This is a genomic window from Mesorhizobium sp. M0848, assembly GCF_040319805.1.
Classification (GTDB): Bacteria; Pseudomonadota; Alphaproteobacteria; order Rhizobiales; family Rhizobiaceae; genus Mesorhizobium.
Genome location: NZ_JAMYOM010000014.1, coordinates 137,415 through 163,158, shown reverse-complemented (window position 1 = coordinate 163,158; position 25,744 = coordinate 137,415). Strand labels below are relative to the sequence as shown.

Here is a 25,744-nt window from a genome sequence, read left to right as displayed (position 1 = left end):
CACCCTGATCAAGCATCGACATAGCCGTCGAATACCGCTTTACTCTCGGCTGTGCGTTCGGGCATGGCGAGGTGCCTCCCCGATAACGAAGCAGCACCCGAACAACCCCGCGACCAGGCAATCCCCCCGCTTCCGAGACTTTCGCACTCAGTAAGACTAGCGCCCGCCGCACGTACGGGCGCCGCCGGCGTCAACCGGCGGGCAGATGCGCCGAGGGCAACAAGCGGGCCTGACGCAACGCCGCCAGATCAGCCGAGCCGGTGCAGAAGCAGGCGACGGCCAACTGGCGGATGACGATCTCGAAATGCGCGACAACGGCCTCGCTGGATTGCGTAGCCGCGCGCAGCACGCCGGCTGCCTGCCCGGCGATGTCCGCGCCCAGGCGGATGGCCTTGGCCACGTCGACGCCGTCGCTGATCCCGCCCGACGCGATCAGCTTCACCGCTGGCATCGCCCGACGTACCGCCTGCACGCTGGCCGGGGTCGCAATCCCCCAATCCGCGAATGCCATTGCCACTGCGCGGTCGGCGGCATCGGGGGCGCGCTCGCCCTCCACCGCGGCCCAGCTGGTGCCGCCGGCGCCGGCGACATCGATCACCGCCACGCCCGCCTCGACGAGCGCACGGGCCACCGAGGCGGACAGGCCCGACCCCACTTCCTTGGCCACGATCGGCACGCCGACGCTGCGCGCGGCGCGAGCGATCTGCGCCAGGACGCCGCGCCAGTCACGGTCGCCCTCCGGCTGTACCGCTTCCTGCAGCGGATTGAGATGGACGATGAGTCCATCGGCCTCCAGTGCATCCACCGCCCGGCGCGCGAGGTCCAGGCCGTCGGGCTGGCGCAGTTGCGCGGCGCCGATATTGGCCAGCAAGGGAACGTCTGGGGTCAGGCGGCGCAGCGCGCGCGTCAGCCCTTGGGAGTTGCGGGATTGCAGGCTCACGCGCTGCGAACCGACGCACATGGCGATCCCCAAGGCTTGCGCTGCCTCGCTCAGATGCCGGTTGATGGCCTCGGCGCGTGGCATGCCGCCGGTCATGGAGCTGATCAGCAGAGGCGCGCGCATGGTCTTGCCCAGCAGCGAGGCGCTGAGGTCGATCTGCGTCAGGTCCAACTCGGGCAATGCGCAGTGTTCGAAACGAATGTACTCTCAGCCGGCGGCGGCCTGGGCCCGCGCCGTTCGCCGATCCAGCACGATGTCCAGGTGGTCGTCCTTGCGCCGGCTCAAGTTGGTGTCGCTGATGCTCGCTCCATCCGCGTCATCGGGCGACGGCGTTGCGTCGGGCCGGACCGACGGCAGCGCGCGCACGCCGCCGTTCGCGCGTTCAGGCGGGCGCACGCTGGCCTCCGCCCGCAGCGTCGCTGCGGTAGCGGCTGGTCGAGGTCTCGTAGTACTGCGCGCGGACTGCCGCCATGGCCTCGATCAACGGTCCCCACGGCGCGGGAAAACGTTCTTCCGCCATCACCCGGTGCAGCATGCGTGTGTGGCCGGCCAACTCGTCCTTGAGGAACTCCACCACAGGCATGGCGGGATAGCGCTGCAGCAGCAGGATCGCCGCGTTGTTGGCCTCGCCGGCCGATCTATCCTTTTCGCGTCCATGCAAATCGTTCTGCAAACGCCCTATTGCGGATATGAGCCGCAGGGCCTGGCGAAACGCCGGACGCGCGCGCAAGGTCGCCATGTCCAGCCCCCACAGCAACGACAGGCAACAGAACACGTTCGTGTAGGCGATCGAATCCACGCCGTTCTGCATGTACTCGGCGTAGGACCAGCGCTCCTCCCCTGCCGCCTGCGCGTGTCCGGCGCGCAGCGCCGCGCAGTAGCACCGGGTATCCTCGAGAAGCTGGGCATAGTCGCGACGATCGTAGGCGAGCGCGGCGAGCGAAGCGCGCAGCACAGCACAGCCCTCGAATCCGGGGAGCACACACCGCACGCCTTGCCCCAGCGCCTGCTCCACGGCGGCGAGTTGCTCCGGCGCGATCAGGTCAAGGTCGTTGCAATCGTCGAGCCAGAACAGCAGCGCCAGTTCGCGATAGAACGCCACGATCAGCGTTTCGTCCAGCGGATCGCGGCCGGTGCGGGCGCTGGTGTCGCGCAGGCTCGGATGGATGCGCTGCAGGATGTACTGGCCGCCCCGGACTGCTTCCACGCCATGCTCGTCGGCGAACCCGGTCAGGGAACGCCCCCACTCCAGCACCTGCTGCAGGGCGCGATCGGTCGGGATCATGGCCCCCCTCCTGCTCCCTCGGCCGAGACGCGCCGCCCCCAACGAAGCGCCAGCCACAACCCGGCGAGTTCGGCCACGCGCACCGCCCGGGTGGGGCAATACAGTTCCTTGCCGATCCACAGCGGCGTCTGGGGCAATGCATGGGCTGCGTGGCGGGCGAGCATCCACTTCAGCGCACGCCCCACCGCCTGCGCGATGCGCCGGCGCCCTGCCGGCTCTTCGCTCCCGTCCATCACGTGCAACGCGAACAGCGCATAGGCGGTTTCCTCGAATGTAGACGCGCGACCGGCGCCCCAGCCGCCGTCGTCGCGCTGCGCCCGCAGCAGCCCGGTCAGCGCGCGCTCGTCGCGCCAATGGGGGTTGCCTTGCGCGAGCGCAGCGACCGCATGCGCGGTGGGATAAAGCCACGAAACGTGCCATTTTTCGTTGTCCCATACACCGTGGGCGTTGCGATTGGCCTGGACGTAGGCGCTGGTGCCGGCCGCGGGTTTTCCCAAGATTCGCAACGCATGCAGGGCATGGATGTTGGTCGACACCGAGGCATTGCGCTCGCCGGGGAAGGTGACGAACAGCTCGCCGGTTTCGAACTGGCGCAACGCGTCGGCCGCCGGGTCGCGGCCTGCAAGGCGAAGGACGCACAACGCAACGGCGGTGTCGTCCGCATCGGCCGCGAAGTGCAAGGCAGGGCCCAGACCGCGGACTCCGAGGCGGGCGTCGAGTTGCGCGATGATCACTTGCACCGCCTCGGCGAGCGCGGGATGCGGGAACAGACCGGCCAGATGCAGGGTGTACAGCGACCAGCATGGCTCGAACACATTGATCGGCCAGACGTTGGGAACGACACCTTCAATGCCGGTGCGCGTTGCCCGCGATGCAGCCTGCAGATACCCGTCGGTGCGCCCGACGTGCGGCGTTCTTCCCTGTGTCACGGCGTGCGCACGCCACGCGGCGGTGGCCGCTGGACTGATGCCGATGCTGCCGTCGTCGTCCGGGCATGCGGTGGCCGGCGACGTCCCCCAGGCTTCCCAGGAGTGCAGCAACGGATGGCCGCTCGGCAACGTCGCCACAGCCCCCAACTTGACCAGGCGTGCTTGCCGCAACGGCAACAGCGCCGGGTGGCGCGAAAACGCCAAGCCGCCCAGCAAGGATGCGGCCTCGTCGCACAACTGCGGCAGGATCAGCTCCGCGCCGATGGGCGCGTCTTCCGGCACCGCATTCGCGTAGGGATCGGGCTGGCGCTCGAGGAACCGGATTGCAGCCTGGGCTGCGTCGGCAGCGCCGGGAAGAGGATCGGCACGCTGCAATGCCAGCAACGCCGCCCAGGTAGGCGCATGGCGAAACAGCGGGAAGTCCGCACTTCCCCATCCGCCATCGGCCTGTTGCTGCGCGATGAGCCACTCGTATGCGTCGTGCCGACCGGTGACGTTGCCGTGGAACTGCAGAGCTCGCGCCGTGTCGTATACGGACGGACCGACGCTACCGCCGTCGCTCATCTCGCTCAGCAGATGACGCAATTCGGAAAGGATCTGTTCGGACAGCGCGTTCACGCGGTATGTTCCTTCTGCAGAGGGCTAACGAGAACAGAAACGTGCAGACGCCGCGCACGTCGCCGCCGACACGGACACAGTGCAGCATGCAGCGCCCGCCGGCCGATCGCACCAGCACAGGGGCGAGTCCTTACGGATGGGCGCGCTCATGCGTGTGGCGCGGACAGATAGACCTTGGCCCGCTGCAGCATCTGCGCCAACCCTTCCGCACGCGGCCCCAGAGGGGCGATGGCCTCCCCGGCGTCGTGCAACAAGTACAGCGCGAACTGGCGCGCAGCCTGCAGCCCCATGATCGACGCGCAGGTCGGCTTCTGCGCCGCCGCGTCCTTACCGGGGGTCTTGCCAAGAGTCGCGGTATCCGCCGTCGCGTCGAGAATGTCGTCGGCCACCTGCAACGCCAGGCCGAAACAGGCGGTGTAGCGATCGAGCGCTGCATACAGCGCAGCGTGCGCGGCATCCTCCGCGATGGAGTATAGCGCGCCCATGCGAACCGACGCGCGCACTAGCGCTCCGGTTTTCATCCCGTGCATCGCCAGGATCCTGTCCAGCCCGGCGTGCTTTCCGACCAACGACAGATCCATGGCCTGCCCGCCTGCGGCACCCTCGGCGGACACCGCCTGCGCCAGTTCGCGCACGAGCGCGACACGGATGTCGTCCGGCGCATCCAGGCTCGCCAGGGTCAGGAAGGCGTGGGCCTGCAGCGCATCACCGACCAGGATCGCAGTGGCTTCGCCGAACTTTACGTGCACGGTCGGAAGGCCGCGGCGAAGCACGTCGTCATCCATCGCGGGCAGGTCGTCGTGGACCAGGGTACAGGCGTGCATCATCTCGATGGCGGCGCCGACGTCGTCGAGCATGTGCGCCGGCGTGCCCGCCAGTGCGCCGGCAGCCAGACAGAGCAAGGCGCGGGTGCGCTTCCCGCCATGCAAGGTGGCGTAGCGCATGGCCGCCATCAGCTCTGTCTTACCGTCGTCTTTGGCGCAGAGCAGACGCCCCAGAGCCTGTTCGACCCGCTTTGCGCCGTCCTGCATCCAGATCTCGGGGAGCAGCCCGCCAGAGGCGGCGCGCGCCTGCGCGCCCAATCCGCCGGATGCGGAAACGCCGATTCGGTCGCGTGGAGTGGAACCGGTCTGCATGTTGTTGATGTCCTTGTAGCTGAGACGGCCACGGCGAGCGCAAGCCGTCACGGTGTTGCCGGCGTCACACCAATGCGTGCGCTGAGTGCAGCAATGCCGCGCCCCGCCGGCGCCGCTGCCTTGCCACACAGGGCGTGCCCAGCTCATGAGAAGCCTATGCGGATTGCCATGGACGGATGTGCGGTCGGGTAATAGCGCCGGCCTTTTTCGACGTCGCCCAGCAACTGCGGCCGCACCCCGGCCTTGTGCATGGTCAGCGCCAAGGCGATGCAGAACTGCACCATTTCCAGCCATACCAGGTGGTAGCCGATGCAGACGTGTGGGCCGGTACCGAACTGCAGCATGTCCACGGGCCGGATCGGCTCTGTGCGTAGCAGCCACCGCGCCAGGCGGAACTGATCAGGCGCCTCGTGCAGCAGCGCCGAGGTCGAGAAATGCAGCAGCGGGATGCATAGATGGGTGCCCGCGGGAATGCGCCGTTGGCCGAGTTGCAATTCCTGCAGCGCGCGACGCGGCAGGAGCGTGGTCGCCGGATGCAGGCGCAGTGTCTCGCGAAACAGCGCCTCGGCGACCGGACACTGCGCCAGATCCGCGTGCCGGGTCGGCACCGCGCCCACGCGTTGCGCCTCCTCGACCAGGGCGTCCCACAGCACAGGCTGCCGCGCCAGCTCGATCACAATCCAGGCCATCGTCGAGGCAGTGGTGTCGTGACCGGCAAGCAGCAGCAAGCGAATATTCGCGATCAGGACGTCATCGGAGAGCGGACCGTCGCTGCGGTCAAAGGCGCTCACCATGTCGTTGATCAGCCCGGTGCGCGCGGCATGCGCGCGCGCATCGCGGACGAACCGGCGCAACTGCGCGTCGATCCAGTCGCGGGCGGCACGGCCGCGCCGCAAGGGCAGTCCGGGCAGGTCGACCGGGGGGGCTACGATCAATTGCAGCAATTGCCGGTACTTGCGATGCCATCCCGGCAGATCCTGCGCGGGGATTCCCATGAGGCTGAAGATGAGCTTCAGCATCAGGTCCCCGGTTTCGCGCAGGATGGTTACCTCGCCGCGGGCGCGCCACGCCTGCACCCGCGCCTGGATGACGGGCGCGAACAGGTCGCCGATCCCGGCCTGGGTCAGTCCCTTGGGCAAGAACGCTGCCTTGATGGCATCGCGCGCCTGCCGGTGCGCGCCGCCGTCCAGGGCAACCAACGTTCCGCCAAGCAATTCGGGCGCGATCTCTTCGATCAGCGCCGAGGACACGTCCTTGTGCTTGAGCAGTGAGAAAGCGTCCGGATCCACACAGGTCATCAGATGTCCGGCAGGGCCGAAATCCAGCCAGAAGTGGCTGCCCAGCGTGCGTTGCGCGCGCCGCAGCAGGCGCGGCAGGTCGCAGACAATGGCGGGAAGATGCCCGACCAGGGGGAAAGCGCCAGGCATGACCGGGATGTCGCATCGCAGCCGGTGCCGACGGTTGAGTGGATTGAGCAGCATGTCCATCAGCAGCGCGCCGCCGCCGCCGATTCGGAGGCGCCTGCAGGGCGCGCGGCGCAGCTGTTGCCACCGTCGGCATATGTCGGCACATGCGCCAGCATGCCGCCATCGATGCACACGAGCTGGCCGGTGATGAACGCAGCATCGTCGGAGAGCAGGAACGCCACCAGCGCGGCCACATCCTCGGGGCGGCCGACGCGCTGCAGGAGCTGGTGCCGGCGCAGATGCCGTTGCATGCACTCGTCCAGCTTAGCGAGGAGACGCTCGGTCATGATAAGACCCGGCGCAACCGCGTTGCAGCGTATCTGAGAGTGACCGTACTGGGTGGCGAGCGAAGCCGAGAGCATGTTCATCGCCGCCTTCGACGCGGCGTAGGACGTCTGCGCCGTGTCACCGCTGAGCCCTTGGCACGACGACATGTTGACGATCGCGCCACCGCCGCGGGCGATCATCCGTGGGATGGCCTGCCGGCAGCAGAGCAGCGTGCCGCGCAGATTGGTCGCCATTGTCTGGTCCCAGACTGCCAGGTCCAGGTCGAGGATGGCGCGGTCGCGCGGGGTCAGATGCATGGCGCTCGCATTGTTCACCAGCAGGTCGACCCCCCCGAAGTGCCGCTCCGCCGTCTCGAACAGCGCTGCCACCGCCTGCTCATCGGCGATATCCATGGCTATGGCCAGCGCGTGGCCTGCTTCGGCCGCGATCTGCGCGGTGCAGGCGATGGCCGCAGGGCCATCAATGTCGGCCACCACCACTCTGCCGCCTCCGCGCGCGATGGCGAGAGCGCATGTCTTGCCGATGCCGGCGCCAGCGCCGGTCACCACGGCCACCTTGCCTTCAAACCGTCCCATCGTGTCTCCTGAATTGCATTGGTCTTTCGCGGCATGCCGCTGGGCCTGCGTCGGAGAAGGCGCCGGGTCGGCGCTGGCGCACTCGTCATGGCCAGCGTCGCTTTCGATGACCCGAATGGCGGCGACCGGGCACTGGTTCGCCGCAAGCCGCACGGCGGCGTGCAGCGCCTGCGGGACCGTCGCAACGCACACTTCGGCCACGCCGTCCGGTTCGCGCTGGCGAAAGGTGCCCGGCAGCGTCAGCACGCACTGCCCGGTCGTTCCGCACAGATCCTGATCGACCAGGACGCGCATCTCAGCCCTCCTGCCCATGCAGCCGTACCGGCAGCGCGCGGAACGTCCTAAGGAACGCGGAGGGCTCCCGGGTCGGCTGCTCGGCCAATGCCAGCGTGGGGAAGCGCGCCTGGATCCGCGGCAGGCTCTCGGCCAATTGCACCCGGGCCAGTTGCGCACCAAGGCAGAAGTGGATGCCGTGGCCGAAGGTCAGCATGATCTTCCCGTCGATCGACATGCCAGGACTGGTGCCGTAGAACCGCACGGCATCGAAGCGATCGGGATCGGCGAAGGCGTCCGGGTCGCGATTGCCGGCCGCGATCAGCACGCGCACGTCCGCGTTCTTCGGGATCACCACGCCGCCCAGTTCGATGTCGCGCTGGGCGATACGCGGAATGGAGCTGAACATGGCGGGCGCGTCATAGCGCAGGGCTTCTTCGACGAAAGCCTTCACCCCCACGGCATCTCCCTTGAGCCAGTGCCGCTGTTCGGGATACGCCAGCATCGCCAGGACCGCATGGCCGATGGCCGCGGCAGTGGTGGCGAAGCCGCCCAGCAGCATGCCCCAAAGCATGCTGATCAATTCCGCATCCGACAGCGTCTCGGCATCGTCGTCGTGTGCGCCGACCAGCATTGACACGATGTCGTGGCGGGAATCGGTGCGCCTGCGCTGTATGAGGTCGCCGAAGTAGGCCTGCACCCTGGCGCTGGCCGCGTCCCCCGCGGCGAGCTGGGGATCGCTGGCGTGCGGGCTCAGGCCTTCCAGAATGGCGCTGATGCCGGTGATGAGCCCGAGAATGTCATCCGGGGGCATGCCGAACAGTTCGCCGAAAACCAGCATGGGCAAGGCCAGCGCGAATTCCTGATGCAGGTCCACCGCCTCCCCGCGCTCCAGCGCGGGCGCCATGCCGTCCAGGCGCGCCGCGACGATGCGAGCGATGGTCGGCCTCAGCTTGTCGATCTGGCCGATGGTGAAATCTCGCGAGATCAGCCGGCGCAGACGCGTATGCGTTGGAGGTTCCTTCATCGCTAAAGTGGACGCCAGCAGACTTAGCGACAGGCTGGTCGCCGCACGCGGGAAATAGCGCGCCAGTTCTCCTGGCGCCGGCCCCCGAAAAGCATCGCCCGTGGCCTTGAGCGCCCAGTAGATGTCGGCGTGGCGGCTCAACAGAAAGAGGCCCGACGCCGCGCGATGTACCGGATCGTGCTCGCGCAACCACCGCATGAATGGGTACGGGTCCTGAATGCACGCTGGCGACGCCAGTTCGGCGAAGGCGTCCCGGCATGCTGCCGTGGTTTCTTGCACGTCCATCTTGGTCACCTGTTGGCTGGCTGATCTGATCGGCGCGCGGCAGGCGCGCCGGCAATTCGAGAACATCGCGATTCCTGGTGGCATCCGAGCATCACCAGAGCACCGGGAACTCCTCGAACCCACCAGTGATGATCTCCTTGCGCAACTTCAGTTCTTCGGGCGCCACGGCCAGGCGCAGCGCGGGAAAGCGCTGGAAGATCGAACCGAACACCGCCTTGAGTTCCAGCCTGGCCAGCGACAAGCCGACGCAGTTGTGCGGCCCGTAGGAGAACGCCAGGTGCGGGTTTTCGTCACGTCCTATGTCGAAGATTTCCGGGTCGTCGAAATGGCGCGGATCGAACGACGTCGCCGGCAGGCCGACCAGCACCTTGCTCTCCGCGGGAACATGCACGCCCGCGATGGTCACGTCGGTCCTCGGATAGCGCATGATGCCGTCCCAGCCGGCGCCCGGCGGGTACATGCGCAGGATTTCCTCAACCGCCTTGTCCACCAGGGATGGATCGCCGACCAGGCGTTCGCGCTGTTGCGGATGGCGGAACATGGCCAGCAGGCCGAATTCGATCTGCGCGACGGTGCTCTCGTGCCCCGCAACCAGCATGCCCGCCGCCAGGCCGATCGCCTCTTCCTCGGTCGCCTTGCCCTGGTCGACCGCCGCGAGCAGATCCGTCAGCACGTTGTCGCCCGGATCCTGGCGCTTGTCCCGCATCTTGCCGCGAATGTAGGCGCGGAGTTCTTCCCAGGCCAAGCGCGACGCGCTTCGCGGGCCGCTTTCATGCTGGTGCGTCATCACCTCGTCGGACAGCCCGGCGAAAAAGGCGTGATCCTCGTAGAGCACGCCCATCAGCGCGCCAATGACCATGGCGGGAAGCGGAAAGGAGAGGTGGCGCCGCAGATCGGCGGGCTGGGGCTGGGCCGCCAGCGTCTCGAACAACTGCGCGGCGATCGCCTCGACCTGCTGCGCGAGCAGCTTCACCCTGCCGTTGCTGAAGGCCGGCGCCACGATCGTGCGTAGCCGCGTATGCTCGCCCCCCTCGTGCGAGACCAGCCATCCTGGCGAACCGAGAATCACCGAATCCGGGGTGAATGCCGCCGGCGGCATTCCCGCGGGCCGGAACGCCGCGTCGGACAACACCGCCTTGGCCTCGTCATAGCCTGTCACCCACCAGCCTTCGTGCCCGGACGGAAAGCGCACGCGGTGGATCGGACCGTTGGCCCGTAGCGCCAACATCTCAGGCGAGGGCTCGATGTGATCGACGCGCCACATCGGCAGCGTGGGCAAAGGTTGTTCGGACATGCGGCACTTCACTCTATAGCGATGGAAGGGCGGAAGGTGACCGGCGGGCGCTGCGGTAGAGAAGACCTACGACGGCATGTGGACGACGTCGTCGGAGGCAGACCGATTATTAGGATCGGCTAACGCTTAACTGTCTAGGCAAACGCGCGGCGAGATGCAGACGTTATCCTGTACCTTCGAGGTCAGGATAAAGTCGGTGTGGTGGGCCTTTGACTCGCCGCCGGCCAAGATTTCCTGCGCAAGGGTCGACAAGGGCGGCGAGCTGTTGGGTAAGGGCGGTTTCGCCGAGGACCCCCTGCCCTTAGACGCTATCCGACGCGGATTTGACATTTTGCTTTTCTTTCTTCGTTCCATTCGTGTCATCCACGAAATGAAAGTCGGTCGGCGGCTCCCGGCCCGCAACGAAGGTGCTTCAAATCTCGTGCCAATTTGGCCGCAGCAGAAAAAGATTGTGGCAGCTTCTCAGCGGCCTACCCTGAGGCCAGAGAAGAGCTAGGCGAAATAAGCCGGTGTCGCGGGCCAACAAAGGCGACGGAACAGTGTCGGACAGAACGCCTCGGGCGACCTTTAGGTCGGGCCTGCGACATTTTGGTCCAGTTTCGAACATAAGAGGGCGGCAAACAGACAGGATTGGGGAATTCGATCCTCACGGCGCCAAGGCGCTTGCCCAAGAGCGCGCGCTCATGTTGCTGCGACAGGCGCGTGTTCGCGATAGCCGTGCCTGCGCACCCATGAACGCTAGCGGCACACGCTACGACTGGAGTGCCCGCCAGCCTCAGGTAGTGCATCGGCTCGGCTTCCGGTTCTTCTTTGCCCAGCCGGGGCTGAAGCGCCGAATATCCGCCGTTGTTGCCTATGTGACGAGGCGGCATAGCGCGCGCCCGATCTTCTAAGACACGGCCTCCGAGAAGAAGGGGCGGTCCAACAGCACCTCTATTTGAAATGGCACGCCGCTTGCTGCTCCTGGTTAGAGCACCATCAAATCACGATGAAAGCGACTTGCACCATGCCCGACGCGCGAAGCTCTAGACAGTGGTCTGAGGAGACGGTGCCCGTTCCCGCTGAACATCGGGACATCGTCTCCTCCGGAAGGCCGTTCTCGGTGGCTGCTTCGCGCATGGCTGGTCCGATGCCGGCACGCCAACACGGGCCGCTCGCGCAAATGCCGTTTACCGGTTCGGTTCAGCATGTGAGTGCCCAAGGGCCCCGTCAAAGGGTCACCCAAGCCAAGGCCGGCGGGTCACAGCCACATATCGACAAGACGCTGAACCAGTCTAGTGACCCGAGTCTGCGTGAAGTGACATTTCAGGCCCCCACATGCTCGCGATATTGGCTACTTCCGGCCGCTATCCCTTTTCCAAACGCACGATCGTGGGTGACCGATCCCGCTTGCGGCGCCATAGCCGTGGAAAGCAAGCGGCTCGACGTCTCCATCTCGCTCAGATCGATTGCGTTCGGGTGGCCAAGACACCGCCAAGACGTTCCCATACGTCGGGAGGGATAAAGGAGGTTGCGAGCCGCGAGGCCCTCATTCCATGCCCGGCATACGAGCCTTAGCTCGGTATTGCGCCAGCCTCTGCCAGAATTCAGCGCGCCAGTTTCTACTTTTGCAGGAGCAAATTAATGACAGTTCAAAAGAAAGTTCCCTTCGTCACCTTTCTCACGCGTGTTCACGATAAGTCAGTCCAGGGGCCAAATCCATATCGCTGGGAAGAAAAGACATCTGACGACTACTTTTCCGGCAGGCGGGTCATCCTGTTCTCGCTGCCTGGCGCCTTCACCCCGACCTGCTCGACCTACCAATTGCCCAAGTTCGAAGAGCTCTATGATGAGTTTGCGAAGCAGGGAATTGACGCGATTTACTGCGTCTCAGTCAACGATGCCTTCGTCATGAATGCGTGGGGGAAGTCCTTGGGCCTGAAGCAGGTCGAGCTCATCCCCGATGGCTCAGGCGAGTTCACACGCAAAATGGGCATGCTGGTCGCCAAGGACAATCTCGGCTTCGGGATGCGCTCCTGGCGCTACGCCGCCCTGATCAACAATGGCGTGGTGGAGCAGTGGTTCGAGGAGGAAGGTTTCTCCGACAACTGCGAGGCCGACCCGTATGGCGTCTCATCCCCGCAAAACGTTCTCGAAACGCTGAAAGCCGCCGCATGACCTAGCAAACGTCCCATTGGTGCCATTGCCGGCCCCAAGGGGCTCCTCGACAGGATTATCCCGCTCACCATGCAATCCTCAGCAAGCCTGCTTCAGCGCCAGAAGCAATCCATGGTCGCATCGCCTCAACTGATTGAGTCGATTCGCTTGCTGCAACTGGCGCATCCTGAACTGCATCAGTTCGTGGAGCGGGAAATCGAGAAGAACCCGCTCTTGGAATCTGCATCAAACGATGGCGGGCCTTTTGACGACGTTTCGATTTCGGGAGCGGATCAGCCTGTCGGCCCTTTCGCAAACGCCGTTGAAGGACCGACCGGGGCAGGTTCGCCTGAACGGCTCGGGCAATGGAAATCCCTTCGCAACACGACCAACAACCCGCCGGGCAATGGCCCTTCCCTCGACGAGTTTGCCACCCTCGCCGAAACATTGCACGACCATGTCGCTCGTCAGATCGCCCTCACTGCGTTCACACCACAGGAGCGGCTGATCGCTGGCCAGCTTGCCGCCGATCTGGAAGACACTGGCTATCTTCGGGCAAACCTTCTGGAGCTGGCCGAGAGCCTGAATGTCCGTGAGGCTGTTGTGGAACGGGTTCTCGGGACGTTGCAGCAATTTGATCCACCGGGAGTTTTTGCGCGAAATCTCAGAGAATGCCTCGAGATCCAGTTGCGCCAGCGAAACCGGCTCGACCCAGCAATGGCAGCTTTGGTTGCCGATCTTGAAAAGCTCGCGCGACGCGATTTTGAGGCGCTGAAGCAGCATTGCGGCGTCGATGAAGAAGACCTTCTCGACATGATGCATGAGATTCGGGCGCTCGATCCCAAGCCTGGGAACAGATTCCAATCCGGTGCGTCTGAATCAATCATACCCGACGTCTGGGTCACGCCCTCGCCGCAAGGCGGGTGGCAGATCGAACTTGATCCCGCCACGCTGCCGAAGCTGCTGATCAACCAAACCTACTATGCCGAAGTCACGCGTCAAACTGCCCAAAATTCGAAAGACCAAGCATTTCTCGACGAATGCTTGCAAAATGCGAACTGGCTAATCCGCAGCCTCGATCAGCGCGCCAAGACCATTGTTAAGGTTGCGGCTGAAATCGTGCGTCAGCAGGATGCCTTTTTGGAACATGGCGTCGCCCACCTGCGGCCTCTCAATCTTAGAACAGTCGCTGATGCGATCGGCGTGCACGAGTCAACGGTAAGCCGGGTGACCTCGAACAAATACATGCTTACCCCGCGTGGAGTCTTTGAGCTGAAGTATTTTTTCACCGTCGCGATCGCGTCCTGCCAAGGCGGCGATGCGCACTCCGCCGAAGCTGTCCGGCATCGGATCAAAGCGATCATTGCCGCAGAATCTCCCGGCGACGTGCTTTCCGATGAGGACATCGCTGTCCGGCTGAAGGAAACCGGCATCGATGTTGCGCGCCGCACCGTCACAAAATATCGCGAAGCAATGAACATACCCTCCTCCGTGCAACGCCGCCGGGAAATGCGCTTGTGTTTTTAGATTTGGGTCAAGGCAGCCAACATCACGTTGCATTGCATCAAAGTGGAGACTTCGTTCATGACCCAATCCGCAGCAGGTGTCATGGACGCTGTTCTGCACCCAGAAAAGCCCGTCCCACCGTCTGGTCCCGCATGGGGTGCGGTCATTTCGCTTTCCTTGGGCACCTTCGGGCTGGTCACGGCAGAGTTTCTGCCTGTCAGCCTGCTCACGCCCCTCGCGCATGATCTCGGTATCAGCGAGGGAGCGGCTGGACAGGCGATGACGGCGACAGCTATCGTCGGGGCGATCTCGGCGCCGACGGTGGCCATCATCACAAAGCGCCTGGACCGCAGGACCGTCATGTGGACCATGACGCTGCTGCTGATCCTGTCGGACGTTCTGGCGGCCGGCGCGTGGTCGCTGGCGGTTCTCCTGACTGCACGCGTCGTGCTCGGCATAGCGCTCGGAGGCTTCTGGTCGATGTCGGCAGCACTGGCGATGCGGCTCGTTCCAAGCCACCTCCTGCCGCGCGCCATGTCGATCATCCTCACCGGCGTTTCCGTAGCTACCGTCTGCGCAGCTCCAATCGGCGCCTATGTCGGCGATATCTGGGGATGGCGAAGCGCCTTCATGCTCGCCGCAGCCGGCGGCGCGGCTACACTGCTGGTGCAACTCATAACCATTCCGAGACTGCCTCCGATTGGAGTGGCTAGCTTCCGCAGCCTGCTGGATGTGGCTAAGATTCCGATGGTCAAGGTTGCGCTTTTGGTCGTCCTGCTGGTCGCTTCCGGCCACTTCGCCGGAATCACCTATATCCGCGCCTTCCTCGAGAAGATTCCCGCGCTGGATGCAGAAACGATCTCGCTTGTGTTGCTTGCTTTTGGCATCGGCGGATTTTTCGGCAATCTGGCCGGCGGGCTTCTGGCCGAGTACAGTCTCAAGGCAGTCGCGGCCCTTGCACCGCTGCTCATAGCGATAGCCGCTGTTTCGCTGCTGACGGCGGGAGCATCGGCCTTGGCCTCGGCGATTGCTGTTGCCGCGTGGGGGTTTGCCTTCGGCGCGGTGCCAGTGGGATTGCAGACGTGGATGGTACGGAGGGCCGTTCCCGAGCAGGCCCAAAGCGCCGGTGTGCTGCTGGTCACAGTATTCCAAGTGGCAATCGCCGCCGGCGCGATTTTCGGCGGACTGTTGGTGGAGAATGCGGGGATTACCAGCGCCATTGCCTACAGTGCTGTTGCCACGTTCGTCGCTGCCCTCATAGTGTTCGTGCTCGGCCCGAAGCGCGAAACCTAGACCGCCTGACAGAAGAGGCCTCAGCAGCGCAGCGGGACGAGAGATGCGATGCACAGCGCGGCGCGGTCCTCCGCACGATTACGCATGGACCAGCGCAAGCGCCTCGCCGGCTTCACCTCCGGGCCACGCGACCTTCGCCGCCAGACACGCGAACCTCGCCGGCACCGGTTTCCATTTGGCGTCGGTGAGCGCTGCCGGCGCGATGGAACCCTTGCTGGCGGTCATATCCTTTACGACAAGCAGGCATTATGGGCAAGCGACAGCTACGCGCCGGCCATGCCCGTCAGAACGCCGGTGACGATGCCGCTCGATAGCGCAGACAGGTCGCGAATTGCCAGTCGTGTCAACGGCGGCCGGATTATCGTCGACGGCGCCTACCTTGTTTCGGCCGCAGACTATCGTTCGGCAGCTTGATGATGTTGACCACATAGCCTAGGAGCTATATATGACTTGGGAAGTCGTTTTTGGCGATGAGTTCGATGGGGAGTTCGAGGCGTTGCCCCAGACAGTCCAAGATGAGCTATTGGCCTCCGCTAAGCTGCTCGGTGTGTTTGGGCCCCAGCTGGGGCGACCGCATGCGGATACCTTGAATGACTCGTCGTTCGCGAACATGAAAGAACTTCGCTTCGATGCTGATGATGGTGTCTGGCGGGTTGCGTTCGCATTCGACCGGAAGCGGAAGGCGATCCTGCTCGTCGCCGGCGATAAGTCGGGCGTGAGTGAGAAGCGCTTCTATAAACGTCTGATCGCCAAGGCGGACAAGCGCTATCAAGGGCATCTCGACCGTTTGGCGGCGGCGAAGAAGGAGAAGAAGTGATGGGACGCAAGCTTGATGACCTAATCGCTGCGCTCCCCGAGGATCGTCGGGAGCGGGTCGACGCGCGTTTCGAAGAGTTAAGGGGAGAAGTCGAGAGTCTCGGCGATTTGCGGCGTGCCGCTGGAAAGGCCCAGGCCGAAATCGCTTCGGTCCTCAAGATCAAGCAGCCTTCGGTCTCGAAGATCGAGAAACAAGCCGACATGTACTTGTCTACTCTTAAAAGCTACGTCGAGGCGATCGGGGGGCAACTCGAACTCGTCGTTCGCCTTCCCTCGCGCGCGCCCCTCCGTATAGAGCGGCTCGGCGACGTCGTGGCTCCCAAAGCCGTCTCCGTGCGTAGCGTTAAAAGAGCGGCAGGTGGACGTAATCGCACAAAGGCCGCACGCGCCGGCTGACCTCACTCTGTTCGGCGAAAGACTACCGATGGGGGCGAGATGCTCTCGTCCATGCGAGGAGTAGGTATGAGCAACGTCCTAGTTAAGCCAGCTCGCGGCAAGTTAACGGAGGCCGACATAGGTGTGAGCTGCGGATGCCGGCGACTTTGGCTGCCTCCTGGACTGCGCGGTGCAATTGCCTCGATGAGATCGGCGCGGTGAAGCTGCGCCCCGGGGAACAGTCAGCCATGGGGGAGCATCACCCCGCGCCACCTGCCTTCGCGCCACCACAGCCGGAGCAGTTCCAGAAATTGCAGCGAGAGTATAGCGTTGCGGTCCCTGCGTCCCTTGCCCTGTTCGACGCGGATCAGCATGCGTGTCGAGTCGATGTCGTCGATCTTGAGGTGCGCAACTTGAACACGCGCAGGCCCGCGCCATAGGCGACGCCGAGCGCGGCCTTGTACTTGATGCCGGGTGCGGCTTCGAGCAGCCGCGCCGCTTCCTCCACGCTCAGCACCTCGGGCAGCTTGCGCTAATACCTCATGATCACCAGCGCACGCGCCAGATCCCGACGCTTCAGCGTCACGATGAACAGGAACCGCAGTGCCGAGACCGCGCCATTGATCGTCGCAGGGCCGACGCCGCTCTCATGCTGATGCAGCTGGAATCGACGGATGTCCTCAGCCGTCGCCGTGTCGGGCGAGCGGCCAAGGAACACAGCGGAGCGCCGGACGTGACGAACGTAGTCCTGCTGGGTATGGGAGCCCAGGCCACGCATGAGCATGTCGTGCTGCATGCGCTGGCGAAGCGGAGAGATTGGTGCATCGGTCGACAGGGTAGCCATGGCGAGTTCCTCTCGTTGAACGGAACTCCATGGTCAGATCGACGCCTCTTCCCGCCAAGTCAAATGGCAGTCGCGCCATCTCAGGCCGAGGCGCAATCTGCTTACCGAGGCAGTTGCTTCCCGCTTCGCGGAATGATCTCAGCCACGTCCCGGCAGGGACAGCTCGGTGCGTCCTGGAAGAACGCTATCGGTTGAATGACGTGAGGAAATCGTCGCCGGCAAGCGTATGCAGGATCAGGCTGCGGCAGGCGTTCCTCCGTGCGGATCGAACAGCTCGCCCGTCTGGAGCATCGCATGCATGATCACCGCCAGCTTGCGCGCCAGAGCCACGGCCGCTCGCTTGAAGCCAAGCCGTTCTTTCAGCTCCAAAGCCCAGGTTCGCAGTGTGCTAGTATACGTCGACCGGTTCAGGATGACTGCGGCCGCCTCGTATAGCAGCGCCATATGCAAGCGCAGCACCGATCATCGGTAAGCGCTGAATTGAGGCGTCGACCTAAACGCGTCAACTGAGGAGCTGTGCACCCGTAGTCTTGGTCCCCGACACGAAATGTCAGACGGCTCAACATCGTTGTAATCTGATCGACGTGGTCGGGGTCCGATGGGTCAACTAGAAGGTGGATGTTGACGAAGTTGCCCCTAGTCGTGCCAATCCCAAGTCGCATTTCGATGTTGGGGAATATAAGGTCGCAATCGGGCAAGCGGTTCTGCTGTTTGTCGGCCAGCACACGCTGATACGTTCTGATCCCGTAATAGTCGGCAATTCCGATCGCCTTTAGAGCCGGAGTTACGGCCTCTAGTGCTGAGAGATAAGCCTCCCAAGAGTCTGCACCAAACTGATCGTTGAAGATCGTTCCGGGCGCATGAATATGTGGCTCCCAACGAAACCACTGCGACCCTCGTTCAAGCATGACTTTGATCGCCCTGACCATTCTATCAGGGGTTTCTCGTTGCCTGGCAAGCAACTTAGTCGCAATCGAGAGTTCTGTATGAGTAGCGCTTGACTTCATCGAGCGTCGCCTCATCCGGTCGACGGTCGCCCGAAGGTATGGTTTCCGGTATTGGGGTCGGTGGCTCCGCCCCAGCCCGCCTTTGCAGCATGGCTTAGAAGCGCAGCAATGCTGTGAGAACGAGAGATGGCGCGGACCATTAAGACGATAGAGCGGCGTTGAACTTTACGCGCACAATCACTGATAAAGGACATTGTCACATTGAGTCATGCTAGATCAGGTGACGGCAAGTGTTGACAGGTGACGGCAAGTCACCTACCTTGTCAGTTGACGGCAACTGATGGAGCGCTTCATGCGTCCGACAAAATGTAAGCGGATTATCGATGGCAAAACCTACAACACCGAAACGGCAACCCAGATCGGCGGTTGGACCTCCAATGAGGAGTGGTGGAGCTATGGCGATTACCTTTACCAGACCCGCCATGGTGCATTCTTCCGCTACAATTTCACGGATGGTCAGAACGAAGATGATCACGACACGATCACACCGCTGACTCCGGACGAGGCCCGTCAGTGGCTCGAAAAGAATATGAGCTGGGACCCCGAGCTCATAGAGAAACTGTTCGGTGAAATGCCTGAAGCCGGCTCGGGTGAGGTGAAATTCACTTTGCGAATGCCGGAGAGTTTGAGGACGCGGTTAGCGGCAAAAGCTGAGGCAAACAAACAGTCCCTCAATGCCTGGATGGTGCGCTGCCTCGAAGGCTGCGCCGGCGATGGAGACAAGCCGTGAGCAAGATTGAGATTTCTGCCTCGCGTGCCAGCCTCAAGGTCAGGCTGACGGCCGAAGGTGCGGTCGCCATAATCATTGCCATCGCGGCAGTCGCGATAGGCGCGTATTGCGCTTATCGGCTTATCTCATAAGCTTCATCACACATCCGAGGGTCGCTCCCAATGAGCCACACCGCTTTTTCACAACACTTCGATCGTGAGCTTGACTCCAGGCAGTTGCTCCAACTCCGCGGAGTAACCATGATCCTTGATCAGGAAGATTTCGGCTTGAGCCAGTCGGAACGCGAATGGATGCGCGGTGACTTGTTGTGCCCATCCTGTCGTTGCGGCGGTGCAAGCCTAGTGCGTTCGGACGTCAAGAAGGGGACGCAAAACACACGCCAGGCACACTTTCGGTTCATAGATCAGTACGGCCACTCTGCACACAAGATCGGGTGCGACTTCTTCCCCATTGATGAGACCCCGGGTGTCGTGCGCGACGTTGAAGTGCGTTTTGATGCGAACGACAAGGATACGAAAATTATCCGGGAGTTAGTGTGCAAGGCGATCGCGACCGGTGAGTGTAATAGAGAGGACATATTCCGGCTGAGATCTTGGTTCCTGATGTTTCGGGAAGCAAATTCGTTTGTCGTCAAGGGAATCCCACTGATGGCTGACTGGGCGTATTCGATCCGGCGATTGCCATTTTACGAAGCTATCTCTTTTGACCCCTTGCACGCGCGTATGCCTGGCTTTGATCGGAAACGCGCGGCGCAGCGTGACCTGGCCTTTCACTATCGCGATTTCGTGGAGACGATGCCTAGGGTGCTGATTGATGCGGATGTAAGAGATCGCACCAAACGCATTCTGAGCGGCTTTCATGGAAGCACTCTGATTGCGATGGCACCTCTACGAGATCGGTTTGAACGGGCGGCACGCCTAGCGGCGCTAATGGCCGACTACGGCAAATTGGCGCTCAGACGTAAAGTCGGTCCTGGCATCTTCGGAAACGCGCCCCCGGCGCTCCTAGCCTTCAGCTCACTGCTGTTGTTCGTATCGGATTGGAGCATAGACGAGGCATTGCGTCGCTTTTCTAGACTGCTCCCTTCTCCTGTTCCCGAGGACCTGACTATGAGCAACGTTATCGGTCTCAATCCTTTTCACGACTTCGGCGCGCTGGAGCTTGCGCACTTCATTTCCAGATTGCCCCCGTCAACGGAACGACCGTACGATTTTGATTCTGAGATCGCAGCCGTTTTGTCAAAGATCGATGCAGGGTTAAGCGGTTAAGCCAGGGACATACCCCGAAGTGGCTCATCGCCCTTTTCATCCCACAGCGTCTTCAACTTGGGTGGCCGACACGTAGGATATGCCATCGTCGACCATATGCAATCCTTTGCGCTCGACCACGGTCGCGGCTGCGCAGACACTAAACAGCCTGCGTAGTGGCGATCCGGCATATTCGGCAGCGATCGACCATTTTCGGCGAATGGGTCAGATGCGGGTTGATGGCGACCCTTCCTGGATGGGCAGTTGGCTGGCGGTAAGCTCGGCGTGGTTTGGTCGTCTATGTCTGCTCGGAGCAGGCTTCGGCGACAAGTCGCGCTGCTTTGCGCGTCGACGGCGGCGTCCATAGGTCAATCTTCTAAGGGGCGCTGTCGTCATTCGCTGACAGGTCTTCCCTACGGTCCAACTCCCGGTTTATGCAGGCTCTCGTTCGTCTCACGGCGTCGAGGAGGCTTTGCGGATTTGGGGGCAACCGGGAACTGCCGTTGGCTCTATGGCGAAAGGCGTTAGCGGTCTGTTTGACCTCCTTCATTCCGCTATCGAGTCTGACGCCTCCGGCCAGGAGACATTCGCACGCTTTGTAGAGATCAAACCAGTCAGGGGCTCCGGCTGAATAGGCCAACGCTTCAGCAAGAATGGGTTGGGAGGCAGCGGCTTTGTATCTCTCTTGCGCGATCGGTGGTGCCGCTTCCTCGACGATCGGCTCACCATGCTGGTCAAGGATCTGAAACCTGGCCGCCCCGGCGCCAAATCTAAAATGCGCGGTCTCGGTCTCCATGATGAAATCTACCAATAATCGGTCCCCGAATGAGCGAACCGTTCCGGTCAACGTCACATTTGATTTGCCAACGATTCCGGCCACGATGGCATTCATTTCCCTGACGGCCAACTTACCAGCGTCATAGGCTTCTCGGGGCGTGGAACTAGCGCCCAACCGCGCCACATTCAAAACAAGATGCTCTTGCCCGTCCTGACTAAGCACCTCAACGGAAGGGTCGAACGGAGCCGAGAATAAATCCAGCCAGTTGCGCCGCTCGGCTCCATCAGCCCTTAGAAGTAGCCGCACCGGTTATCCTCGCGGTTGTAGGGAGCTAATGCAGTCTCCGTAGTATGTGATGACGTCATCCCCAGGCGCGGCTATTGAAACAGAGGTGGGCATTCGAAGGGAAAACGTCAGCTCCTGTGCCCCTATTTCGGCAACCATCAAACTTGATCCGACGCTTAACGAAACGGGCGGGGTTTGTCCGACTTGCAGAGTATTGTCGTTAGCTCCCATCCCGCCACGGAACGTTAGCAGCATCGGAGGCAGGTGCTCAAACTTGCAGGAGACCACAGTCGGTTCTCCCGCCGCAAGCGCAACCATCTGAAAGGGCAGGCACAAAGCCACAGCCAGTCCAATTAGTCTCGCTGTCATCGTCGCCATTCCTAGCATAAGGTTTCGCACGCCTGCCCGTCGCCATCCCGGTCGAGCTTGCCGCCCCACGGACAATTACTGAGATACCATTGAGCCTCGTCGCACGAGCTGATTTGCGAGCATTTCCGCCGCGGCTGGCATGAGTAGCTTTGCGCTACCTGTTGACGGCTGATGGTGCCGAGCGGTTGGCTCACCGCCGGTTGGGCATTGTCTCCATGCCCGGCGCGCCATTCCCACGGCGCTTGGAACTTTCCGACCCACAGCCCGACCTTCGCCGCTTCCGCCTTCCCCTGCTGCGCTGCATAGGCACCATGGCTGTAGCGGGGCCAGTCGATCGCTTGGCCGTGCTCGACCATCCAAGCGCCCACGCTGGCGCCATCGGCACGCTGGCAGTCGCCGACAAAGCGGTGATAGCGATCCCAGGTCACGAATGTGCATTGCACTGGCTTCGACGCGGCCAGGAAGGTGTCAAGCGCCTGTGCCGATCGCCGGCCGCAGGGATAGTCGGCCCCGCTCGCATTTTTACAAAGCTGCTGGCTCTCCGGCGCGTCGATGCCGTTGAAGCGGATGCGCTGTCCGTGGATTTCGATCGTGTCGCCGTCGATGACGGATGCCACGCCGGCAATCGTCGCCAAGCCCGCGCTGGTCCAGTTCGGCAGATGGAACTCAGGTATGCGGTCGCTGTGTTGCATGGCCGTTTGCGCAGCCAGAGCGCCAGCCGCGGCCACCGTCACCAAGATCAGGCGCCTTTGCACCACGCCAAGTGGCCTCCGGCGAGGCGATCGCATTCTACGCAGCATTGCTAGTTCGCCTCATGTCCGGTGCGGCCGCCCGGTTTCGCTTCGGCGGCACGTTCACCGCAAGCCCGGCCTAGGCTGTCAACCCCATTGCGCAGATCGCATGGATGATTGCCAGAGTCCCCGCCGCCACCTTGGCGCGCACCTTGGCCTGGCGGTGTCAGCGGGATTCCGCGAAAGGCCTGGATGACTCCAGCTGTTCGCTGGCCGTCGCCCTCGATATGCGTGTTCTGACTGTTCGGGTTGAACGGGTCGACTGTCTGGGCGAGGCTATTGGCGCGATTGGCGTCGCCGGCAGAGAGCGTCACGCTGTCGTAGTGATTGAGATAATCCGCTGCGCAGCCGCTCAATGCCAGAACGATGCCAAGGCAGATCGCCAGGTTCCACTGCATGGCCCCTAGACCGGCGCCGGGTTTATGCCGGCGGCTCTCAGTTGCGCACCAAGCTTCGCTCGAGTCCCACACGCGGCCTTGTCGCCGGCGACGCACTTGTTATTCGCGTCTGACCAGTCCAGCAGCGCCGTATTGATCCAGCTGCCAGGTGCGCGCTGGATCCCATAGGGTGTCGGTGGCGCGCCACCAGCAACGGCTGGAGCTGCCGTGGCACTCTGGCCATGCGGGGCACGCTTCCACCCGCTTAGGATGAGGCAGTTCTTCATATACTGGTCTTCGGCAGCCAAGTTGCCGAGGGCATTGCCGATTCCGGCCCCCGCAACAAAGCCCGGGGACCCGATAGCAATATAGCCTTGGTCAACCGACCCCTTATGCATTTCGCATTGAGCGTGGGCGACGTCGAAACTAGGCCCGTAGCCTATTTGCATGTAGTCAGCTTGATTGCTTGTTTGGCAGCCGCCCAGCGCTGCCGTGGCACCAAGTGCCACAAATGCTTTTATTCTCATCCCCCAGCCCTCCCAAGGCCGAGTTAGCATCTCCTAAAGTTGAATTTGGTGCAAGAGTGATGAACAAATCTGGTAAATTCTGCCAAATTCCACCTACTGGCAGTTCGTAGACTTCCCTATTCCGACGGATATACCCCGTTATTTTATCCATCATTCCGTAGGAATGAAGATGCGAAACAGCGAATTGGCGCAACGGCTATGCAAGGGCTAGACCCCATGGGCAAAGGGTCCAGGCGACCACGATATTGAGAAAATATGATGGGCGGCCCGCGTGCTGCATTTTCCGAAGCTGAACTTTTCGACTTGGTTCGAGGGCTCGGAAGTCGTCGGCACCTGGCATTGGGGATTCGTCAGGAGCGGCATGCTTCCCCCTCTGACCCGATCGTGCATCTCTTACGGGATGTAGAGCTACGGATTCCGGCTGACGTCCGCGACATGCGCCCGCAGAGCAGAGTGAACCTCTAACATGGAAGGTGGAGGTTTTTGTCCTCCTTGGGCGATCAACGCTGGAATTTCGGCGGGGGGCGCTCGACCAAGGATGCCGAGACCGAGATTACGCCTTTTGAAGGCGTGCAGAATTGACAGAAAGGGCAGTTTCAGGTCATGCGGCCGGCAGCATTCGCCATAGCGCCGATTTGATCCGCAGCTGCAAAGCTCGGCCTCCTTAAACTGAGTTAGCCGATAATAGGGATCAGATTGGCCCAGTTCATCAGGCATCGCATACTGGCGTCCCGGCCACCGATCAAACACCACCAAATGAAGGTGACGAAGCGCCCATACGCTATAAAGGTCGAGCAACGTGCACAAATCACCACCTGGCGACCAAGCTTTGTCGAGCATGGGGTGATAAGCGCAGACCGAGCCGTCAGGGAAATTGGTATGTCGCGGGCCGATCCATTCGACCTGCCCATCTTGCTCCCAGAACGCCCATCCACGCGGCTCGACCGCTGGTGTTTCTGGTAAGGCAATAAGGAATATGGCTTCTCGCGCTAAACCATCTATGACTTGGCTGCGAGCGAGAAGCCATACTCCATGGTCATCGGGGAGGAGAGTTGCTCCGGGGTATGCCCGTTGCACATTCTCTAGCTGCCCGGCGTAGTTGCCGGCGAGGCCGACGATCCGTGATCCGGCACGGGGCGCCCGTGATCGATCGGACGACCTTTGCCGTCTGGTGGACCCTTGCCGTGATCGGGCTGCGGGTCCTCCCGCTCCTTGCTGTTGCTCATTACTTTTCTCCTGGACAGTCGGTGATGTGGGCTGTGGGCCGAGAATTACGATTCCCCGGTCCCTTACCCCCACGGGCTGGCGCGCGTCCAAACCGTCGCCAATCCGCTGCAACTCAGCCCGCGCATCCTTGGTCAACAACACTTCCATTTTGCTTGCCGATGTGCGAGTCTGTGTCACCAGCACAGGATGCATTCTGGAGCGGAGTGTGTCAAGGTGTGCTGATCGCACAATGGTGAACATGAACGAATTCGAAGAAAAGCTCGTCGGGGCGGTCCGCGAGAAGCGGGAACGCGAAGGTCTTAGTATAAGGGCATTATCGGGGATTGTGGGGATCAGCTTCTCCACGCTGGCCCGCATCGAGCGGGGCGACGGATCGCCCGACAACAATTCCAAAATTAGGCTGCTGGAGTGGCTCGGCCCTGATGCCGATGAACACGAGCTTGGCTTTGATCGGGTGGCATTCGTCCACTTCCGCGCTGGCAAAAACGCGTCCTCCGGGACTGTGCAAACCCTACTGCACGCAGCCGTGTGTCTTCGTCAGCACTACACTAAGGGTGATATATCAGAACCGAGCAGCGCGCCGATAGATGCTGAAGTTATCGCCATGTCTAAGGAGGAGCTAGAGCAGACGGCCGAAGATTTCCGAAAAGAGTTAGGGTTGAAGAAAAGCGATCCGCTGGATCCATTTTATTTGGTTGTTGATTCTGTTACGGTAGAACGATTGCGGGAATCCACCTGTATTTCCGGAAAGGCAAAAAACACGCTTGCTGGACCGTCGCGCGGCGAGTGGTCCGCTATGAGCGTTCCCTTGAATTCCGATCAGGATAGCTGGGTTGTCTTTTTAAACGACTACCATACCGTTGAGAGACAAAGAGTGACGCTACTTGAGGAGTATTGGCATATTCTTGCCGGGCACAAGCTAACCAAGATAGCTAAGATTGCTGGCTGCTTCGGTCGAACATATGATAGCGCTGAAGAGCACGACGCTTATTTCTTGGCATCGGCAACTTTGCTTCCACGAGACGCGATCAAGCGTATGGTCTCGGATGGCAAAAGTGCCCCCGAGATCGCATCCTTCTTCGGGACCTCACCGGAACTTGTTGAATATCGAATAAAGCGGCTCGGCTTATGGCGCGATCATATTGGAAAGAAAGTGAGTCTCGCCAAACCCTAACGATGCCACCCGTCGACCGCCAGCGCCGCGTGGTTCAACAAGGTTCCGATTCGCAGTTACGCTTAGGCAGTGCAAAGCCGGTCGGGAAATGTCGACCCTACTACAAACTTCAAAATAGCGCCTTCTAGCTCCCCTGACCTTTCGAT

The 25,744-nt window shown here is 62.2% G+C and carries 23 protein-coding genes and 4 pseudogenes; 11 read left to right on the top strand and 16 right to left on the bottom strand.

The window, feature by feature from the left end; translation table 11 throughout:
* Positions 1–190: 190 nt before the first annotated feature.
* The 9 genes and pseudogenes from fni to NKH95_RS17960 all read right to left on the bottom strand — a co-directional run bounded on the left by fni (position 191) and on the right by NKH95_RS17960 (position 10,116).
* Positions 191–1,297 (bottom strand): annotated as a pseudogene (gene fni, locus NKH95_RS18000) (type 2 isopentenyl-diphosphate Delta-isomerase).
* Positions 1,298–1,322: 25 nt separating this feature from the next.
* Positions 1,323–2,225: a terpene synthase family protein gene (locus NKH95_RS17995; RefSeq protein ID WP_352892239.1), complete on the bottom strand. Its 903-nt coding sequence runs from the start codon at positions 2,223–2,225 to the stop codon at positions 1,323–1,325.
* Positions 2,222–3,772: a hypothetical protein gene (locus tag NKH95_RS17990; RefSeq protein ID WP_352892236.1), complete on the bottom strand. Its 1,551-nt coding sequence runs from the start codon at positions 3,770–3,772 to the stop codon at positions 2,222–2,224. Before NKH95_RS17990 ends, NKH95_RS17995 begins: the two co-directional genes overlap by 4 nt.
* Positions 3,773–3,918: 146 nt before the next feature.
* Complete coding sequence (locus NKH95_RS17985; protein ID WP_352892291.1) at positions 3,919–4,908, bottom strand: polyprenyl synthetase family protein; 990 nt, start codon at positions 4,906–4,908, stop codon at positions 3,919–3,921.
* Positions 4,909–5,051: 143 nt separating this feature from the next.
* A complete protein-coding gene (locus tag NKH95_RS17980) occupies positions 5,052–6,395 on the bottom strand; it encodes a cytochrome P450 (protein WP_352892234.1) in 1,344 nt (447 codons plus the stop codon).
* A complete protein-coding gene (locus tag NKH95_RS17975; protein ID WP_352554150.1) occupies positions 6,395–7,237 on the bottom strand; it encodes an SDR family oxidoreductase in 843 nt (280 codons plus the stop codon). Before NKH95_RS17975 ends, NKH95_RS17980 begins: the two co-directional genes overlap by 1 nt.
* 168 nt (positions 7,238–7,405) lie before the next feature.
* Positions 7,406–7,531: pseudogene (locus tag NKH95_RS17970) on the bottom strand (ferredoxin); the annotation flags it as partial.
* A gap of 1 nt (position 7,532) precedes the next feature.
* Positions 7,533–8,822, bottom strand: a complete 1,290-nt coding sequence (locus NKH95_RS17965; RefSeq protein ID WP_352554149.1) for a cytochrome P450 — start codon at positions 8,820–8,822, stop codon at positions 7,533–7,535.
* 91 nt (positions 8,823–8,913) lie between these two features.
* Entirely contained in the window at positions 8,914–10,116 is a 1,203-nt protein-coding gene (locus NKH95_RS17960; protein WP_352892232.1) for a cytochrome P450, read from the bottom strand.
* A 1,623-nt stretch (positions 10,117–11,739) separates the two neighbouring features.
* Between NKH95_RS17960 and NKH95_RS17955 the strand changes: the two genes are divergently transcribed.
* From NKH95_RS17955 to NKH95_RS17930, 6 genes are all read left to right on the top strand, one after another.
* On the top strand, positions 11,740–12,273 hold the full coding sequence (locus NKH95_RS17955; RefSeq protein WP_352892229.1) for a peroxiredoxin: 534 nt from the start codon (positions 11,740–11,742) through the stop codon (positions 12,271–12,273).
* A 69-nt stretch (positions 12,274–12,342) separates the two neighbouring features.
* Positions 12,343–13,779 (top strand): RNA polymerase factor sigma-54, encoded by a 1,437-nt coding sequence (gene rpoN, locus NKH95_RS17950; RefSeq protein ID WP_352892228.1) that lies wholly within the window; start codon positions 12,343–12,345, stop codon positions 13,777–13,779.
* Between the two features lie 57 nt (positions 13,780–13,836).
* Positions 13,837–15,051, top strand: a complete 1,215-nt coding sequence (locus NKH95_RS17945; RefSeq protein WP_352486902.1) for an MFS transporter — start codon at positions 13,837–13,839, stop codon at positions 15,049–15,051.
* Positions 15,052–15,135: 84 nt separating this feature from the next.
* A complete protein-coding gene (locus tag NKH95_RS33475; protein WP_155930619.1) occupies positions 15,136–15,465 on the top strand; it encodes a hypothetical protein in 330 nt (109 codons plus the stop codon).
* Between the two features lie 31 nt (positions 15,466–15,496).
* Positions 15,497–15,868 (top strand): type II toxin-antitoxin system RelE/ParE family toxin, encoded by a 372-nt coding sequence (locus tag NKH95_RS17935; protein WP_023813997.1) that lies wholly within the window; start codon positions 15,497–15,499, stop codon positions 15,866–15,868.
* Positions 15,868–16,263, top strand: a complete 396-nt coding sequence (locus NKH95_RS17930; RefSeq protein WP_023801991.1) for an XRE family transcriptional regulator — start codon at positions 15,868–15,870, stop codon at positions 16,261–16,263. Before NKH95_RS17935 ends, NKH95_RS17930 begins: the two co-directional genes overlap by 1 nt.
* Positions 16,264–16,609: 346 nt before the next feature.
* Here NKH95_RS17930 and NKH95_RS17925 read toward each other — a convergent pair whose 3' ends face one another.
* The 3 genes and pseudogenes from NKH95_RS17925 to NKH95_RS17915 all read right to left on the bottom strand — a co-directional run.
* Complete coding sequence (locus NKH95_RS17925; protein WP_245273310.1) at positions 16,610–16,750, bottom strand: hypothetical protein; 141 nt, start codon at positions 16,748–16,750, stop codon at positions 16,610–16,612.
* A 24-nt stretch (positions 16,751–16,774) separates the two neighbouring features.
* Entirely contained in the window at positions 16,775–17,086 is a 312-nt protein-coding gene (locus tag NKH95_RS17920; protein WP_352892227.1) for a phage integrase N-terminal SAM-like domain-containing protein, read from the bottom strand.
* A 234-nt stretch (positions 17,087–17,320) separates the two neighbouring features.
* A pseudogene (locus NKH95_RS17915) lies at positions 17,321–17,533 on the bottom strand (IS110 family transposase); the annotation flags it as partial.
* A gap of 852 nt (positions 17,534–18,385) precedes the next feature.
* On the opposite strand from NKH95_RS17915, the gene NKH95_RS17910 reads away from it, so the two are divergent.
* The 4 genes and pseudogenes from NKH95_RS17910 to NKH95_RS17895 form a co-directional block, all read left to right on the top strand.
* Entirely contained in the window at positions 18,386–18,823 is a 438-nt protein-coding gene (locus NKH95_RS17910) for a toxin-antitoxin system HicB family antitoxin (RefSeq protein WP_352892224.1), read from the top strand.
* Positions 18,820–18,954, top strand: a complete 135-nt coding sequence (locus NKH95_RS17905) for a hypothetical protein (RefSeq protein WP_023760395.1) — start codon at positions 18,820–18,822, stop codon at positions 18,952–18,954. Before NKH95_RS17910 ends, NKH95_RS17905 begins: the two co-directional genes overlap by 4 nt.
* Positions 18,955–19,062: 108 nt before the next feature.
* Positions 19,063–20,091, top strand: coding sequence for a hypothetical protein (locus NKH95_RS17900; protein ID WP_352892219.1), 1,029 nt, complete (start codon positions 19,063–19,065; stop codon positions 20,089–20,091).
* Between the two features lie 269 nt (positions 20,092–20,360).
* Positions 20,361–20,450 (top strand): annotated as a pseudogene (locus tag NKH95_RS17895) (oxidoreductase); the annotation flags it as partial.
* Here NKH95_RS17895 and NKH95_RS17890 read toward each other — a convergent pair.
* The 4 genes from NKH95_RS17890 to NKH95_RS17875 all read right to left on the bottom strand — a co-directional run bounded on the left by NKH95_RS17890 (position 20,447) and on the right by NKH95_RS17875 (position 24,423).
* The gene (locus NKH95_RS17890; RefSeq protein WP_352892217.1) at positions 20,447–21,154 is read right to left on the bottom strand and encodes a hypothetical protein; all 708 of its coding nucleotides are present in this window, start codon (positions 21,152–21,154) and stop codon (positions 20,447–20,449) included. The pseudogene NKH95_RS17895 and the gene NKH95_RS17890 overlap by 4 nt on opposite strands.
* Before the next feature lie 359 nt (positions 21,155–21,513).
* Positions 21,514–22,236, bottom strand: a complete 723-nt coding sequence (locus NKH95_RS17885; protein ID WP_352892288.1) for a thermonuclease family protein — start codon at positions 22,234–22,236, stop codon at positions 21,514–21,516.
* Between the two features lie 68 nt (positions 22,237–22,304).
* Positions 22,305–22,691 carry a hypothetical protein gene (locus NKH95_RS17880; protein ID WP_031260607.1) on the bottom strand — a complete coding sequence of 129 codons (387 nt, stop codon included), beginning with the start codon at positions 22,689–22,691 and terminating at the stop codon, positions 22,305–22,307.
* Positions 22,692–24,279: 1,588 nt separating this feature from the next.
* Entirely contained in the window at positions 24,280–24,423 is a 144-nt protein-coding gene (locus tag NKH95_RS17875; RefSeq protein WP_155930622.1) for a hypothetical protein, read from the bottom strand.
* Positions 24,424–24,662: 239 nt separating this feature from the next.
* Here NKH95_RS17875 and NKH95_RS17870 point away from each other — a divergent pair, with 239 nt between their 5' ends.
* Positions 24,663–25,598, top strand: coding sequence for an ImmA/IrrE family metallo-endopeptidase (locus NKH95_RS17870; RefSeq protein WP_352486900.1), 936 nt, complete (start codon positions 24,663–24,665; stop codon positions 25,596–25,598).
* Positions 25,599–25,744 lie beyond the last annotated feature (146 nt).